The organism is Microbacterium sp. CGR1, assembly GCF_051062835.1.
Lineage (GTDB): Bacteria > Actinomycetota > Actinomycetes > Actinomycetales > Microbacteriaceae > Microbacterium.
In genome coordinates this window covers 2,778,903-2,793,222 of sequence record NZ_JAOTPG010000001.1, presented here as the reverse complement: position 1 = coordinate 2,793,222, position 14,320 = coordinate 2,778,903, and the positions used below count along the sequence as shown (strand labels likewise).

The 14,320-nt window shown below is 63.3% G+C and carries 12 protein-coding genes; 6 read left to right on the top strand and 6 right to left on the bottom strand.

The window, feature by feature from the left end; translation table 11 throughout:
* Positions 1 to 35: 35 nt before the first annotated feature.
* Complete coding sequence (locus OD997_RS13850) at positions 36 to 296, bottom strand: hypothetical protein (RefSeq protein WP_434332089.1); 261 nt, start codon at positions 294 to 296, stop codon at positions 36 to 38.
* A 152-nt stretch (positions 297 to 448) separates the two neighbouring features.
* Between OD997_RS13850 and OD997_RS13845 the strand changes: the two genes are divergently transcribed.
* The 4 genes from OD997_RS13845 (at position 449) to OD997_RS13830 (ending at position 9,310) form a co-directional block, all read left to right on the top strand.
* Entirely contained in the window at positions 449 to 3,526 is a 3,078-nt protein-coding gene (locus OD997_RS13845; protein WP_434332088.1) for a helicase-related protein, read from the top strand.
* Positions 3,526 to 6,870: a type ISP restriction/modification enzyme gene (locus tag OD997_RS13840; protein ID WP_434332087.1), complete on the top strand. Its 3,345-nt coding sequence runs from the start codon at positions 3,526 to 3,528 to the stop codon at positions 6,868 to 6,870. The genes OD997_RS13845 and OD997_RS13840 overlap by 1 nt, the downstream gene beginning before the upstream one ends.
* Before the next feature lie 4 nt (positions 6,871 to 6,874).
* Complete coding sequence (locus OD997_RS13835) at positions 6,875 to 7,939, top strand: DUF3644 domain-containing protein (protein WP_434332086.1); 1,065 nt, start codon at positions 6,875 to 6,877, stop codon at positions 7,937 to 7,939.
* 369 nt (positions 7,940 to 8,308) lie between these two features.
* On the top strand, positions 8,309 to 9,310 hold the full coding sequence (locus tag OD997_RS13830) for an SDR family NAD(P)-dependent oxidoreductase (protein WP_434332085.1): 1,002 nt from the start codon (positions 8,309 to 8,311) through the stop codon (positions 9,308 to 9,310).
* Between the two features lie 93 nt (positions 9,311 to 9,403).
* On the opposite strand, the gene OD997_RS13825 is transcribed toward OD997_RS13830, so the two are convergent.
* Both OD997_RS13825 and OD997_RS13820 read right to left on the bottom strand, forming a co-directional pair.
* Complete coding sequence (locus tag OD997_RS13825) at positions 9,404 to 10,273, bottom strand: NgoMIV family type II restriction endonuclease (RefSeq protein WP_434332084.1); 870 nt, start codon at positions 10,271 to 10,273, stop codon at positions 9,404 to 9,406.
* A gap of 48 nt (positions 10,274 to 10,321) precedes the next feature.
* Positions 10,322 to 11,599, bottom strand: coding sequence for a DNA cytosine methyltransferase (locus OD997_RS13820; RefSeq protein WP_434332083.1), 1,278 nt, complete (start codon positions 11,597 to 11,599; stop codon positions 10,322 to 10,324).
* 106 nt (positions 11,600 to 11,705) lie between these two features.
* Between OD997_RS13820 and OD997_RS13815 the strand changes: the two genes are divergently transcribed.
* Together OD997_RS13815 and OD997_RS13810 are read left to right on the top strand one after the other, a co-directional pair.
* Entirely contained in the window at positions 11,706 to 12,017 is a 312-nt protein-coding gene (locus OD997_RS13815) for a hypothetical protein (protein WP_434332082.1), read from the top strand.
* Positions 12,018 to 12,049: 32 nt separating this feature from the next.
* Positions 12,050 to 12,430 carry a hypothetical protein gene (locus OD997_RS13810; protein ID WP_434332081.1) on the top strand — a complete coding sequence of 127 codons (381 nt, stop codon included), beginning with the start codon at positions 12,050 to 12,052 and terminating at the stop codon, positions 12,428 to 12,430.
* Between the two features lie 10 nt (positions 12,431 to 12,440).
* Here the strand turns inward: OD997_RS13810 and OD997_RS13805 are convergent, their stop codons facing one another.
* From OD997_RS13805 to OD997_RS13795, 3 genes are all read right to left on the bottom strand, one after another.
* On the bottom strand, positions 12,441 to 12,851 hold the full coding sequence (locus tag OD997_RS13805; protein WP_434332080.1) for a DUF1428 domain-containing protein: 411 nt from the start codon (positions 12,849 to 12,851) through the stop codon (positions 12,441 to 12,443).
* An 80-nt stretch (positions 12,852 to 12,931) separates the two neighbouring features.
* Positions 12,932 to 13,501: a TetR/AcrR family transcriptional regulator gene (locus OD997_RS13800; protein ID WP_434332079.1), complete on the bottom strand. Its 570-nt coding sequence runs from the start codon at positions 13,499 to 13,501 to the stop codon at positions 12,932 to 12,934.
* 50 nt (positions 13,502 to 13,551) lie between these two features.
* Positions 13,552 to 14,112 carry a dihydrofolate reductase family protein gene (locus OD997_RS13795; protein ID WP_434332078.1) on the bottom strand — a complete coding sequence of 187 codons (561 nt, stop codon included), beginning with the start codon at positions 14,110 to 14,112 and terminating at the stop codon, positions 13,552 to 13,554.
* Between the last annotated feature and the right edge of the window lie 208 nt (positions 14,113 to 14,320).

Here is a 14,320-nt window from a genome sequence, read left to right as displayed (position 1 = left end):
CCTCCTCGATGAGGATGTCACATGGAGTGAGTTGTTCAGCGATTGAGGAGCGCACCGACCGCTTGGTCGAGTTCTAGTGCCTGCCACGCGCGCAATCGGAGCCACGGGATGACGATGGCCCTGCTCGAGATCGGCCCCTCAGCCGCCTCCGCGTGGAGAGCCGGAAGTTCGGTCAGCGGAATGCGGCGAGTGACCTCCAAAGTGAGCACTCTGCGGTCTGCCAGCGCCACGAGTTCGACAAGCTTCTCCGCGTCGCTCCGCGCGAACACCACCACGCCGCACACCACGTTCGGCATCTGCCGGCGCCGGCAACTCGGATCTGTTGGCGCTAGCTAAGACTTCCCGTTCGTCTCATGTCGGAGCCTTATGCGAGAGTATGGATCGCGAGGGAGCGCGGTTTTCGTTTGATTCCCTACGTTGAGCGGCGAAATGAGAGAAGGATCAGCCGATGGAGGATGCTAAGCCAAGTGATCTGATCGTCGACAACTCTGACGAACACTGGAAAGCACTGGACTATGTCCATGAATGGTGCCAGATTAGCGAGTCGATCGACATCGCCACCGGCCATTTCGAACTTGGCGCGTTCCTCGCGCTCGACGGGGAGTGGCAGAAGGTCGACAAGATCCGGTTGCTGATCGGCGGCGAGACCAGCCGTCAAACGGCTGATGCGATTGCCGCTGCGCTCGACCACTCGATAGAGGTTGAACGGGCCGACGGCGACCCGCTGCTAACCGGAGCCCCGGCGGTCGTGCAGGCTATTCGGGAGGGAAAAATCGAGATCCGCACCTATCGGGATAAGAAGTTTCACGCGAAGGCGTATATCACCCATGGTCGCTTGTCCGTCGTGGGCTCGGCAGCGCTGGTGGGTAGCTCGAACTTCACAAAACCAGGCCTGACACAGAACGTAGAGTTGAACGTGCGCTTCGGTGGCGTGGAGGTTCGCGAACTGCAGACCTGGTATGACGAGCACTGGGAGAACTCGGTGCCGGTCGAGGCCGAACTCCTCAAGGTGCTCGAGCGCAACGTCCGCGAATTCACCTCGTTCGAGGTTTGGATGAAGTCGCTGCAGGCGCTTACTCAGTCGATAGACACTCCGGACCGGGAGTGGGAGACGAGCGAGTCGCGGATCTATCCCACCCTCGCGCCGTACCAACAGGAGGCGTTCCACGGCCTGCTGTCGATGGCGCAAGCGTGGAAAGGCGGATTCCTCACGGACGGTGTGGGGCTCGGCAAGACCTTCGTCGGGTTGATGCTCACCGAATACTATGCGGTGCGCAAGCATCAGAACGTGCTTATCCTGGCGACGAAGACCGCCGAGGATGCGGTCTGGCGCAAGGAGCTGCAGGACCGCCTGCCGTTCCTCAACGGCGAGTTCACGAACGTCCGCATCATGGCGCACACCGACTTTCAGCGGAAGGATGCCGCCGAGCGGATCGTTCGCCTGAAGGATCGCGTCGATGTCATAATCATCGACGAGGCGCACAACTTCCGCAACCACGGCCCCTCGGACTCGCGCTGGTGGAAGGTACAGGAGCTGTGTGAGGGAAAGACCGTGTTCCTGCTCACGGCGACACCGATCAACAACTCACTGCTCGATTTCGCGCACCAGGCCGAGCTCTTCACCGGGATGCAGGAGAACTATTTCTCTTCGCTCGGCATCAGTGGCCTAACCGCCTATCTTTCGGGCGTGGAACGCGCTTTCTTCACGGCCCGCTCCCAGGCGGCGATCAGCGGAGCTCCGGTGGACCTCACCGACTTTGACGACCTACTTCGTCAAGACAAGCTGCTCCAGGCGATCGTGTGGCAGAACACCCGCAAGTACGCGAAAGAGAGCTCGAAAGCGGCGGGTGGCCCGGACGTACTCTTTCCGGAGCAGCAGAAGCCGGAGGTGGTGCCGTACAGCCTGAGCGGGCACTACGGCCGGTTGATGGACGAGATCGAGGCCACATTCCAACGCAGTGCACCGCTCTTCGCCCTACCGATGTACTACCCACTCGCGTTCTCCAGGGACCCTGACGTCGACACCCAAGCACAGAACCGGCAGCAGCAGATCGTCGCACTGATCCGGACGATCTTCCTGAAGCGCTTCGAGAGCAGCATTGCGGCCTTCGCCGGCTCCTGCCTGGACCTGACGACGAAGGTGCTCGACTGGCTGACGATGAACAGCGTCGGCGACAAGGGTGCTGAAAGGCGCCTCCAGGCTTGGATGGGCAACCACGGTGCCCTCCGCCAGCAGGTGCACGATCAGTTCCGCCCAACCCGGGAGTTCGTCGACGTCATCGACACCAGCGATCTCACAACGGAGGAGCTCGACGAGTTGGAGTTCGCCCTGGATCCTGCAGAGTACAAGCTCGACGAGATGCGGAACGCGGCGTTCGATGACCTCGATCAACTCCGCATCTTTCTCGAGCTGTCGGTCGCCGCCGAAGGCGGGGATGACAAATACGACCACCTTCGTGCCTTGCTCGATCCCTCCCACGCTTCGGACGAGCAGCCGATCTTCGATCCGCTGTTCCGCGAGCAGAAGGTGCTCGTTTTCACCGAGTTCGCCGACACGGCGCGCTACCTGCACGAACGTCTAGTCGCCGACGGCGTCACAGACGTCGATCGTTTGGACGGTTCTCGCACCGCCGACCGAGTGACTATGATCGAGCGCTTCGCTCCGGTCTACAATCGGGTCAAAGGGGAGGATCGTCTAAAGCAGGTCCCGCTGCGCGTCTTGATCACGACTGACGTGCTCTCTGAGGGGGTGAACCTCCAGGACGGTACTTTGCTGGTTAACTACGACTTGCACTGGAATCCGGTCCGACTCATCCAGCGCATCGGCCGGGTCGACCGGCGGCGCAGCCAGGGTCAAGAGGATGAGATCACCGGCAGAGTGCAGGCGCGCATCGACGAACGCAAGGAGATCCGTATCAGGAACTTCCTGCCGCCGGATGACATCGAGCGCTTGCTCGCACTGCATGGTCGAGTCGAGGGCAAGATTCTGCTCATCTCGAAGACCCTCGGCATCCCCGGTGGCAAGCTGCTACATGCCGACGACATGTTGGACGATGTCAAGGTACTGCAGGCGTTCAAGGATGAGTACGAAGGCGAGCTGAGTCCGCTGGAGCAGCTGCGCCTGGCATACCAGGAGTTCATCGCCGCCGACCCGGGGCTCGCTGAGCGGATCGAGGCGCTTCCGCGCGGCATCGGCACCAGCAGACCGTCTGGCGTGAAGGGAGTTTTCGCGTGCCGCGAGGTGCCGACGCACGTAAAGACGGAAGAGGGCCCAGGCTACTGGACGCTGGACCGCCCGCAGGTGGTGTGGGTATTGGACCGTGACGGCGAGCAGACCGAGGGTGTTTCCGAGATCGCCGACCTGATCCGAAGCGATGTCGCGACGGTAACGCTCGCGCCTACTGAAGCCGCCGCGCAGGCGCTCCGTGCTGCCGAACGCGAGCAGGCGAAGCGCTACCGCAAGGATGTGCAGCTCCCGCTCGATGCGCCCGCACCGCGGACCGTGGCCTGGATGGAGCTGCGCTAATGTCGACGACAACCGAGTACCTGAAGAAGGCCGGATCATCGCTCCAAGCCTTCACTGAATTGCTGGTTTACGGCCTCAAGTGGCCAATCCCGAACGGGCTGGAGTGGGACGATCTACCGATCAACTGGAGCCCTGCAGAGCTCGACCTCGATCCGCAGAAGGTCGGGACTATCGGCATCCATCAGCTGAACATCGTCACCGATCAGCAGGTCGGCATCCTCGTCCTGCAGTTCAACGGCAAGCGCCTCCCGGTTGCAGCCGTCCGGCGCATCATCGAGCGCTTCCTGAAAACATCGGGCGGTAGGACCCGGAGCGGTCAGCGGCCCGCTTGGGAGGAGGACCGCCTCCTCGTCTTCGCAATCTCACCACAGGACGACTCGATCCATGCGATCGGCGTCGGCCGTGAGGAGGGCCGCCGTGTGCTGCGCTCCCTGTCCTGGTCGACCAGGTCGACGCCGGCTCGGTTGGAGCTGATAGCCGAGCGTGGCGTACCGGAGCTCATCTGGGGCGACCGCGGGCCGGCACTCACGACCGGCCTATCGAGAACCGCCGGTTTCGGGGCATACCGAGGCGCGATCCGGTCCGCCGCGGCGCTTGCGGCACGGATGGCTGAGGTCGCGCGCGAACTACGAGAAGAAGTGCTTGGTCTGCTGGACGTCGAGACCGACGGCGGACCGATGCGCACTCTGCTGGGCGAGTTCCAGGTGCGGCTACTGCCGGATCTCGATCACAAGAAATTCGCGGACGTCTACGCCCAGACAATGGTGTACGGCCTGCTTTCGGCGCGCGTCACGCACCCGGAGCTGTTCGCCGGTGATCGGCCATTGCTCGGAATCCGCTTCTCTAACGAGCTTCTTGACTCGATCTACGCCCGGTTCCGCGAGCAGACCGCAGGCGAGCTCGACGTCGACGAGCTCGGCCTCGGGGAGCTGGCAGGCGAGCTCGCGAAAACCGATATCGAGGAGCTGCTCGCTGACTTCGGCTCGAAGGATCGGAAGATGGACCCGGTCGTATTCCTCTACGAGCAGTTCCTTCAGCAGTACGACAGTCGCCAGCGGATGGATGCGGGTGCTTTCTATACACCGCTGCCGGTCGTCCAGTTCATGACGCGTGCTGTCGACCACATCCTCAAGACCACCTTCCAGCTGCCACTCGGCATTGCCGACCCGGCGACTTGGTCAGACGTATGCCACAACCTCGGCATCGTCCTCCCCGACGACATCGTGCCGGACCGCCCATTCATCTCGATGGTCGACCCAGCGACCGGAACCGGCACGTACCTCATGGAATGGATCCGCGTCGCTCGCCAGGTCTACTTCGCAGCAAATGCCACCGATGAGGGGTGGTCGGCGCACTTCGAGGAGCACGTCGCGCCGGCGATGCACGCCTTCGAGCTGATGCTCGCTCCGTACGCGATCGCGCACCTAAAGTTCGCGGTCGAGGGCCACGCCGCGGGGATCGATGATATCGAGCCGACGATTCTGCTTTCGGACACGCTGCAGCATCCAGCGATCGGCGGGAACACGGGCCTCTGGAGTGATGACGACGAGGACCCGATCGCCGTCGAGGCTGAGCGGGCGGACACGCTGAAGACGCGTGAGCGCTTCACCGTGGTGATCGGTAACCCGCCCTACAATCGCGAGCAGGGTACGGCATCCGGAGAGCAGCGCGGCGGCGGAGTCATCCGCTACGGCTCCGGCCAGATCGAGCCGCTGATCAACGACCTGACAAAGCCGATGACTGACGCGGGGCAGGGCGTACACATCAAGAATCTTTACAACGACTATGTTTACTTCTGGCGCTGGGCCACCTGGAAGGCGACGCAAGACCTCGGAGACGGACCGGGCATCGTTGCGATGATCACCGCGTCGTCTTATCTCAGCGGTAAGTCGATGAGCGGGCTCCGTGCGCATCTCCGCGATGTGTTTGAGGACTTCTATGTAATCGATCTCGGCGGCGAGGGCCGCGGGGCGAACACGGAGGAAAACGTCTTCGATATTCTCACACCGGTCTCGATCGGCATCGGGGTGCGGTCCACGGGCGCCCGCGACACGTCGAAGAGCCGGACTTGCCGGGTGCACTATGTGCGAGTCACCGGCAGCCGGGTCGACAAATTCGACTGGCTGGAGCGAGACTTCGCAGACGTGAATTTCGTAAGCATACGAGGGGCTCACCTCGACTCGCTCGCACCCGCGGCGAGCGGCGACTACGCTGGCTGGCCGAGCCTTGAGGACCTCATGCCGTGGTCGCACAGCGGATCCCAGGTAAAGCGGACGTGGCCGATCAGCCACTCCGCGGAGGTACTGCGACGACGTTGGGAGGAACTGCTTATCGCAACGGACAGGGCATCAGCTATGAAAGTCAGCCGTGACCGCACCCTCGACTCGACTCCGGCCGCTCTCCTGTCGGCCGGGCGGCTTGCCGCGCTCAGCAGCCTAAGGATTGGAGACACCCCAGAATCGATCGAGCCGTACGGGTACCGCAGCTTCGACCGCCAGGTCGTCATCGCGGATGCACGACTTGCGGATTACCCCCGCCCCGAGCTCTGGGCAGTCCGTAGCCCCAAGCAGATCTACTTGACGACGCTTACTTCGACGACACTTGGACGCGGTCCTGTTCTCACGGCCACGCCGTATGTTCCGGACCTGGACCACTTCAAGAATCGGGGCGCGAAAGACATCTTCCCGATGTGGCGGGACACCGATGCAACAGATCCGAACCTTGGCCCGGTCGTGCTCGACCGGCTCAATGAGGTGCTGGGGGATGGGATCGGTCCCGACGAGGCCGTGCAATACCTCTACGGAATCGGCGGCACTGCCGCGTTCAGCGAATGTTTCGCCGAGGAATTGGCGATCGCAGCAGGCCCTGTGCATCTGCCAATTACAAAGGACCGGGCCCTCTTTATCGAGGTTGCCTCGTTGGGAAGAGAGCTTCTCGCGTGGCACACCTGGGGAGAGCGCTACACCGAACACACGATCCGGCTGGGTGCCGCGGCAGAGATCAGGACAATTGCCGGCAAGCCGGAGCGATTCGGCTACGATCCCGCGTCTCAGACTCTTGCGGTCGGCGACGGCGCCATCGCGCCCGTCTCGCCGGAGGTCTGGGACTTCGAGGTGTCCGGCATGAAGCCAGTCCAAAAGTGGCTCGGTTACCGCATGGCAAAACGTCAAGGTCGCGCTTCAAGCCCGCTCGATGCGATTACATACTACGAATGGGACTTCACGGAAGAGCTGCTTCTCGTGATTAGCATCATTCAGCGCACGGTCGACCTCACCCCACGCGCCGCTGAGCTCCTCGCCCGCGTCCTCGCAGGGGACAAGTTCTCCGCCGATGAGCTGAGTTGAGCCGATGATTAAGGAAGCGCGTCTCCTGAAGGAGAAGGCGGTTAACTCGCTGCTGCTGTCGATCGACCATTTCAATCGGGTGACTGATGTTGGACGCCCCGAGGCGGTCCTCATCTTCGCCGATCATTCGTTCGAGATGCTACTGAAAGCGGCGATCCTCGCGAAGGGCGGCAAGATTCGGGAGTCTAGAGAGAAGAACACCATTGGGTTCGACCGATGCGTCCGCAAAGCGCTTTCGGAGCTCAGTTTTATCACCGATGAGCAGGCGCTCGTTCTTCAGACGATCAATGGGCTCAGGGATGCCGCACAGCATCACCTTGTTGAGCTATCCGAAAGCCAGCTCTACTTCCACGCCCAGTCGGGAGTCACCCTGTTCCGCGATCTTCTGCGAGATGTCTTCTCCGAGGAACTTGGCGCGGTGCTTCCGGAGCGTGTTCTCCCGGTTTCGACGGTCGTTCTGTCCGATCCCCTTCACATGTTTTCCACGGAGGTCGAGGTCGTTCGCGAACTATTGGCACCGGGACGTCGTAAGCGTGCTGAGGCAGTTGCAAAACTGCGGGGTATCGCGATAGTTGATAGCGCATTGCGTGGAGACCCGGCGCAGCCCGGGGATGGGGAGCTCCAGCGGCTCGGGAGCCGCCTCGTCTCAGGTGAGAGCTTCTCGGACGTCTTTCCTGGCATCGGTTCTATCAACTTCAGCACGGATGGTAGCGGGCCGCAGATGGGCCTGCGGATCACCAAGAAAGAAGGAGTTCCAGTAACGCTCGTGCCTGAGGGGACAGCAGGATCCTCGGTAGTCGCCGTGCACAAGGTCGATCTCCTTGGCTTTTACAATCTGGGACATGCAGACCTCGCGAAGAAGGTTGGCCTAAATCGCTCCAAGACAACTGCAGCAATTGCCGTGGGCGGCCTAAAGACCGATCCTGACTGCTACAAAGAAGTTGCGGTCGGCAAAGTGCGCTACCAGCGATACTCACAAAAGGCGATCGAGTGCGTCCAGCGGCTTGTCGAACTTAAGGGTGTTGATCAAATCTGGACGGAATATAAGGCGCTTCGTCAGCTCGCCTAGCGCCGCTCGCACGTACATAGCCCCGGCAACATAGCCGGTTCATTCGGCCTCTCGTCTACCTTGCCCCAGACAGAGCGCATTGAGTCCGCGAAGGCTCGACTCGAGACTAGTGTTGAAAAATCGACGCCAGAAGCATATAGCCATTCGGCTTGGTCTCTCCGACGTTGACTCGTTTGGGGAGATAGTCTTTAGCGTCCGATCGACACCTTGGCAATCAGGATCACTCGCGCTCCCGTGTATCCGCCCGCCTGCGCCGCTCGGTAGGCGTCTGCAGGAAGCCCTTAAATCTTGAATCGCTTGGGTGTGGGCTCTACACTGTCCCATAAGTAGACGCACCGTTGCGAAATTCAAGCCTCAAGGAGCTCGACCATGGCCCTCACCGCACACTCCACCATCGGCGACTGGCTGAACGACCCGACCGGCGGGCCACTCATCCGCGCGCTCTTCGAGCAGACGGGCGCCGACCCCGAGCTCCTCACCCCCGTGCTCGGACTGCCGCTGCAGCAGCTCGTCGCGATGAGCCAGGGCGCACTGCCGCAGTCGGTCGTCGACGACTTGGTGCGCGCAGCCAACGGCGGCGAGATCCCCGTGGCCGACGAGTCTGAGGGCTGGACCGAGAAGCCCACCACCGGGCGCTTCGCGGGCAAGACCGTGATCGTCACGGGCGCAGCATCCGGCATCGGCAAAGCCACCGCATCCCGCATCGCCCGCGAAGGCGGACGCGTCATCGCCTCCGACATCGCCGCCGACAAGCTCGACGCCCTGAAGGCCGAACTGCCGGATGCCGACATCACCACCGTCGCCGGCGACCTCACCAAGCAGGACGCGATCGACGCCGTCATCGCCGCCGCGGGAGATCGCATCGACGCCCTCGCGAACGTCGCCGGCATCAACGACGACTTCTCCCCCGCTGGCGAGACGACGGACGCCGTCTGGGACCGCGTCATCGCCATCAACCTCACCGCCCCGTTCAAGCTCATGCGCGCAGTGCTGCCGATCATGGAGAAGGCCGGCCGCGGCTCGATCCTCAACGTCTCCAGCGAAGCTGGTCTGCGCGGCAACTCGTCGGGCAACGCCTACACGGCCAGCAAGCACGGCATCATCGGCGTCACGAAGTCCGCGGCGTTCATGTACGGGCCGAAGGGCATCCGCGTGAACTCGGTCGCTCCGGGCGGCGTCGCCACCGGCATCCCGATGCCCCCGAACATGTCGGAGTACGGCTCCGGCCGCCTGGCCCCGTTCCAGCAGGCGATCCCGACGGTTGCCACCGCCGAGCACCTCGCCGCGTCGATCACGTTCCTGCTGTCGGACGACGCCGTGAACATCAACGGTGCCGTGCTGGCATCCGATGGCGGCTGGTCGGTGCAGTAAGCACCCCGATGACCACGCCCCTGCCGACCCGAACGGCAGGGGCGTTTCACTTGAGGCACGACAAGTCCGTCGAGCGCCAGACCTCCGGACGGGCTAGATCGTCAGATCAAGGGGAAGGTCCGCGATGTCCCGGAGACGCTTGCCAGTGATCAGAGTTTGAAGCGTCTGCTGCGCTTCATCGTTGTCGCTTAGCTTGGTGGCTTCGACGAGCTCCGGCAACGCGAAGTGGTACACCGTATCGAGATCGCCCGTCCCCAAGGCGAGTGAGGCGAGCCTCGATGGGGACGGCTCTCCCGTTACGACAACGATGTGAGGGGCGCGGCCCTTTCTGTTGCGAATGAGGCCAAGTGCCTCGGTTCGCGCATTCTGGGCACGGTCGGAGCGAAGAGTCCACTTGCACGAGATCACCGCGTGGACGATGGCATGGCTCTGGTTGGCCTGGCGGATGGGCGAGTAACGTCCATGCTCGTCATCGACGATTAGGTGATCAGCGTTGATCGCGGAGTCCGGTACTGGAAGACGAACGACGATCACGTCTGGGGAAACGTCGTAGGAGTTGCCGAGCACGCTTGCGAGAATTGGACTCGCCTTAATCTGACGAGCCAGTTCATCGAGGTGACGGTACGGCTCGAACTGAGCGAGCTGATACCCGCTCCTCGACCCGCCGACGTTCTCAACTGCCCAGTTGCCGGGCCTGAGCCCTCCGAGATGCGGCATCGCTCGCGCCACGAAGTTGCGGACGGCCGTTTCGAACTGACTACCTGCGCGTTGGCCGTCGAGCTTCACTCCGCCCATGCCCGCGCCAAGGCTTTGCGCAATTCTTAGGGCGGCTTCGCGGGAGAACCGCTGGCCTGAATCGGCGTTGGACGCAACACCCTTCTCATCGACTACGAGAGTTCGGTTGAGCACCAGCTCCTGATGAAAGTCCGCCCTGGCTTGCGATAGCAGCGCCCGTTGATTCACGATGTTCCCCCGTTGCGTTCTTTCTAAGGCCAAGCTCAGTGAGCCGGTTCAGCTGATCTTGTTGCGCTCCCGAGCGACCACGCTGTGACGCCAGTGATCGGCTTGTCCGGTGAACCCTCGGAACTCGCCCAGCTGATAGCGATCCACTCCTTGATCTTCAACGATCACGAGCTCGAAATCGCGCTGCAGGGCAGCAAGCCGTTGCTGCACTGCCGCCACGCTGCCGTCGTTGTACGCGGCGACGAGCTCGTCGAGGCTGAGAGGCTGCTCGCTTCGAGACAGTGCCCTATAGACGGGATCGTGAAGATCCGTCTGATCGGCAATGTCGGTGCGGGGTTCGCCCTCTCGAAGCAGAGCCGCGCGGATGCTCTCACCGATCGCTTGAGCGACCGGTGGTGGGAATGCGTTGCCAATCTGGCGGTACTGCGAGGTCTTCCGACCCGAGAACGAATAGTTGTCTTCTTCGCGCCAGCCCTGAATGCGCGCCGCCATCTCAATCGTCAGCCTCGGCATAACCTGGCTGGGGGGCAGAGCTTCAGGGCCAGGTGCAGCGTCCGCAACACCGCGGCCATCGACACTGAGTTTCGCCCAGCCCGCTTTCGCACGCGTCGGACCGAGATCGGCCCCACCATGCTTCTTACTTCCTCCGACGAGAGTGGGGCCGATGTCATCAGCAAGTCCGCGCCACTCTTCAGCGTGAGGCCATCCGGCTGAGGCCATGAGCGGGAAGAGCGCGTCGCCAACCGTCGTTCGCGCGCGGCCATCCGGCTCTGGCCAACGGAAGTACTTCATGTCTCCCGCAGACATGGCGATTAGGACGAACCTTGGGCGCAACTGAGGTACACCGAAGTCGGCAGCGTGAAGCAGCTTCCACTCACCGACAAAACCAAAGTCTTCGAGTCGATCGAGTACACGCTGCCGATACGCAGCAAATCGCGGCGCTGACAAGCCACGAACGTTCTCGAGCATCACGGCCCGGGGACGGATCACGGGAATCTGCTCGATCGCCCACGCGAAGAGGTCTCGCTCGTCTGAGGTGCCGAGCTGCTTTCCGGCTGCGGAGAACGGAGGGCATGGAACGCCACCAGCGAGCAACGTCACGTCGGCATAGTCTGCGGGCTCCCAGACCTTCGGGTCCGCCACATCTCCGACAACAACCGGCGCACCAAGGTTCTGCCTAAGTGTGTCGGCTGCTGTCTCGTCCAGCTCGACTGCAACGACGTGTCGAAAACCAGCCTTGTGCAGTCCGAGCGACTGCCCTCCCGCTCCCGCGCAAATCTCCGCGACGGTGAACGCGGGCGGGTCCTGCTCATTCTCAACATGCACACTGTCATCGTACTTTCGACACCCGACATCGGGCCCGCCGCAACACCTCGTCTCTCACAGTTGAGATGTAGAAAACGCGCTGGCTCGCCAGTGAGAGACTGACACCGTGCCTGATCGCCCCGAGATCGTCTGCATCTGCGGCTCCATGCGGTTCGTCGAAGAGATGCGTGTGGTGAGCAGGGAGTTGACGCTCGCTGGCGTCATCGTGCTCATGCCCGCCGAGGTCGGCGCCCCGATCACCACCGAGCAGAAGGCCGCGCTCGGCGTGCTGCACCTGCGCAAGATCGACCTCGCCGATCGAGTGGTCGTCGTGAACCAGGGCGAGCACTTCGGTGAGTCCACGACGCGGGAGATCGACTATGCACGCGCAGCCGGAAAGCCCGTGAGCTCCGTCGGCCCCGCCTGGGGCTCGTCGTAGTCCTCACATCTGCTTCGCCTACCCTGACCCGTATGAAGAAGCTCCCCGCGCTCGCGTCGCTGGCCGTCGGCATCCTCTTGCTTTCTGGATGCTCGCAGGCGTCGACCCTCGCGGCCTGCGGCCAGGTCGCCGCTCAAGCCGTGCAGGTGACCGGTGTGATCGAGAGCGTCAGCTCGCCGACGCCCGAGGCCGCGCAGGCGGCGCTCGATGAGGTCAAGAAGGTCGCCGAGAACATCCGCGGGGTCGACGGACCCGAGGAGTTCGTCACGCTCCGCGACGCGTGGACGACAAGCATCGACGCGTTCGTCGCCGAGGGCGAGAAGGCCATCACCGGAGACGTCACGGGGCTCGATGCCGCGTCGACCGAGATGCGCACGGCGACCGACGCGATGCTCGCCTACTGCACGCCGTAACCGGCGCCCGTCACTCGTCGTCGGGAACGCTCATCGCGATCTCGAAGCTGTCACCGATCACGCGACCTCCGTCGAAGACGGGGTCTTCGTCGAGCGTCTCGAGCACGCGAGGATCGCGCGTGACGGCAGCGGTTCCGCGATCGCGAGCCTCGCGCGACGGCCACGTCGTCACCGTCACCACGACGGATTCCTCAGCACTCGCGCCCGCGAGGTCGGCGATGCTCTTGAGCTCGCCCGATTCGTACGATGCCCCGTCTGCGTGAAAGTCGCCCTGGTCGGCTGACTCGCTCGACTGCCAGTAGTCGACGACACTGATCGCACCGTGATCGCGATAGACCTCCGCCATCCGCTTCGAGAAGTCCAGGTATGCGGCCTTGCGTTCCCTCGGCACCGGCACAACCGTGATGTCAGCGATGACCATTCTCTGCTCCAGCCCTCAGCTTCACGTGTTGATCGCGCGGATATCCGCCGCCGATCCCCTCCACCCTGGCCGGGCGGGGCCTACCGCGCAATGCCTCGCAGCAGCCGCGTCACCGTCTCCTCGACACGCTCGGCGCTCAACGGCTGACCGATGAGCGCGGCGTACGACGCCATGGCGATGAGCTGGTCGGCGATGGCGGCAGCATCCACGTCTTCGCGGATCTCTCCCGCCGACTGTCCGCGCGCGATCCGTTCAGCGACCCACGAGCGGATCGGTGCTGCGAGACGCTCGTTGAGCGCGAGACCGAGTTCGTGGTCGGTGGCCGTCACCGCGATCAGCGCCCGGGCCAGGGCGACGCCCTCGGGCCTCTCCATCCCGGCGGACATCGCGGAGAACCAGGCGTGCAGGTCGGCCCGGATGTCGTCGCTCATCGTGACGGTCGCATCCGCGAGGGGCACCTCTCCCTCGAGCAGCGCCTCGCCGAGGATCGCCGCCTTCGACGGCCACCAGCGGTAGATCGTCTGCTTCGAGACCGCCGCAGACTCCGCGAGTCCCTCGATCGTCACTGCCTCGTAGGTGCCGGCCACGACGGCGGCGCGCATCGCCTCGAGCACGGACTGGCGCGCGGCTTCACTTCGGGGACGGGGCACCTGAACAGGCTACTGGTCGCCGCGTTTCGTCTCGGGGCTGCGCTCCTCGCTCAACGAGCGGGTCGATAGCTGTTCGCGACCGCTCCCGACCTGAACTCGCGGCGGTCGACGAGTACGAGCGTGAGGCGCTCGCTCAGGCCGTCGAGCAGCCTGGGCCCGTGCCCGGCGATGATCGGATGCACGACGAACGTGTACTCATCGATCAGCCCCAGATCGGTGAGCACCAGCGGAAGGGTCACGCCACCGACGAACAGCCCTTCACCGGGTTGTTGCTTGAGCTGCGTCACCGCCTCACCCACATCGCCGCGGATGAGCTCGGCGTTCCAGTCCACGGACTCCAGCGTCCTTGAGACGACGTGCTTCGGCATACCGTCGAGGGCCTCGGCGAACGGGATCTCCCACTCATCCATCCAGTCGGGCCACACTCCCGACTCCGGGCGACGCCACGCGCCCTGCATCATCTCGTAGGTCGTTCGGCCGTAGAGCACGGCATCCGCTCGCTGCATCTCGACGGTCCAGAAGCCCATCAGCTCCTCGTCGGGAGCGACGCCCGCCTCGTGGTGTACACAACCGTCGAGCGTGACGTTGATCGCGTAGCGCAGTGGTCTCATCTCGCCGATCTCCTTCGATGCGGGCGGTGGGGTGTCACCTGATGACGATCAGAGTACGTCCGATCACCCCGACCCGCGAGACAGCTCGAGCCTCACGCGCCGCCAATACGGCTCGAGGACGATGACGAGTACGCCTACGAGCGGTTCTGGATACTCCGCGGCGAACGCCTCCGTCGCTCAGCAATCCGGAGCGACACCGACTCACGAA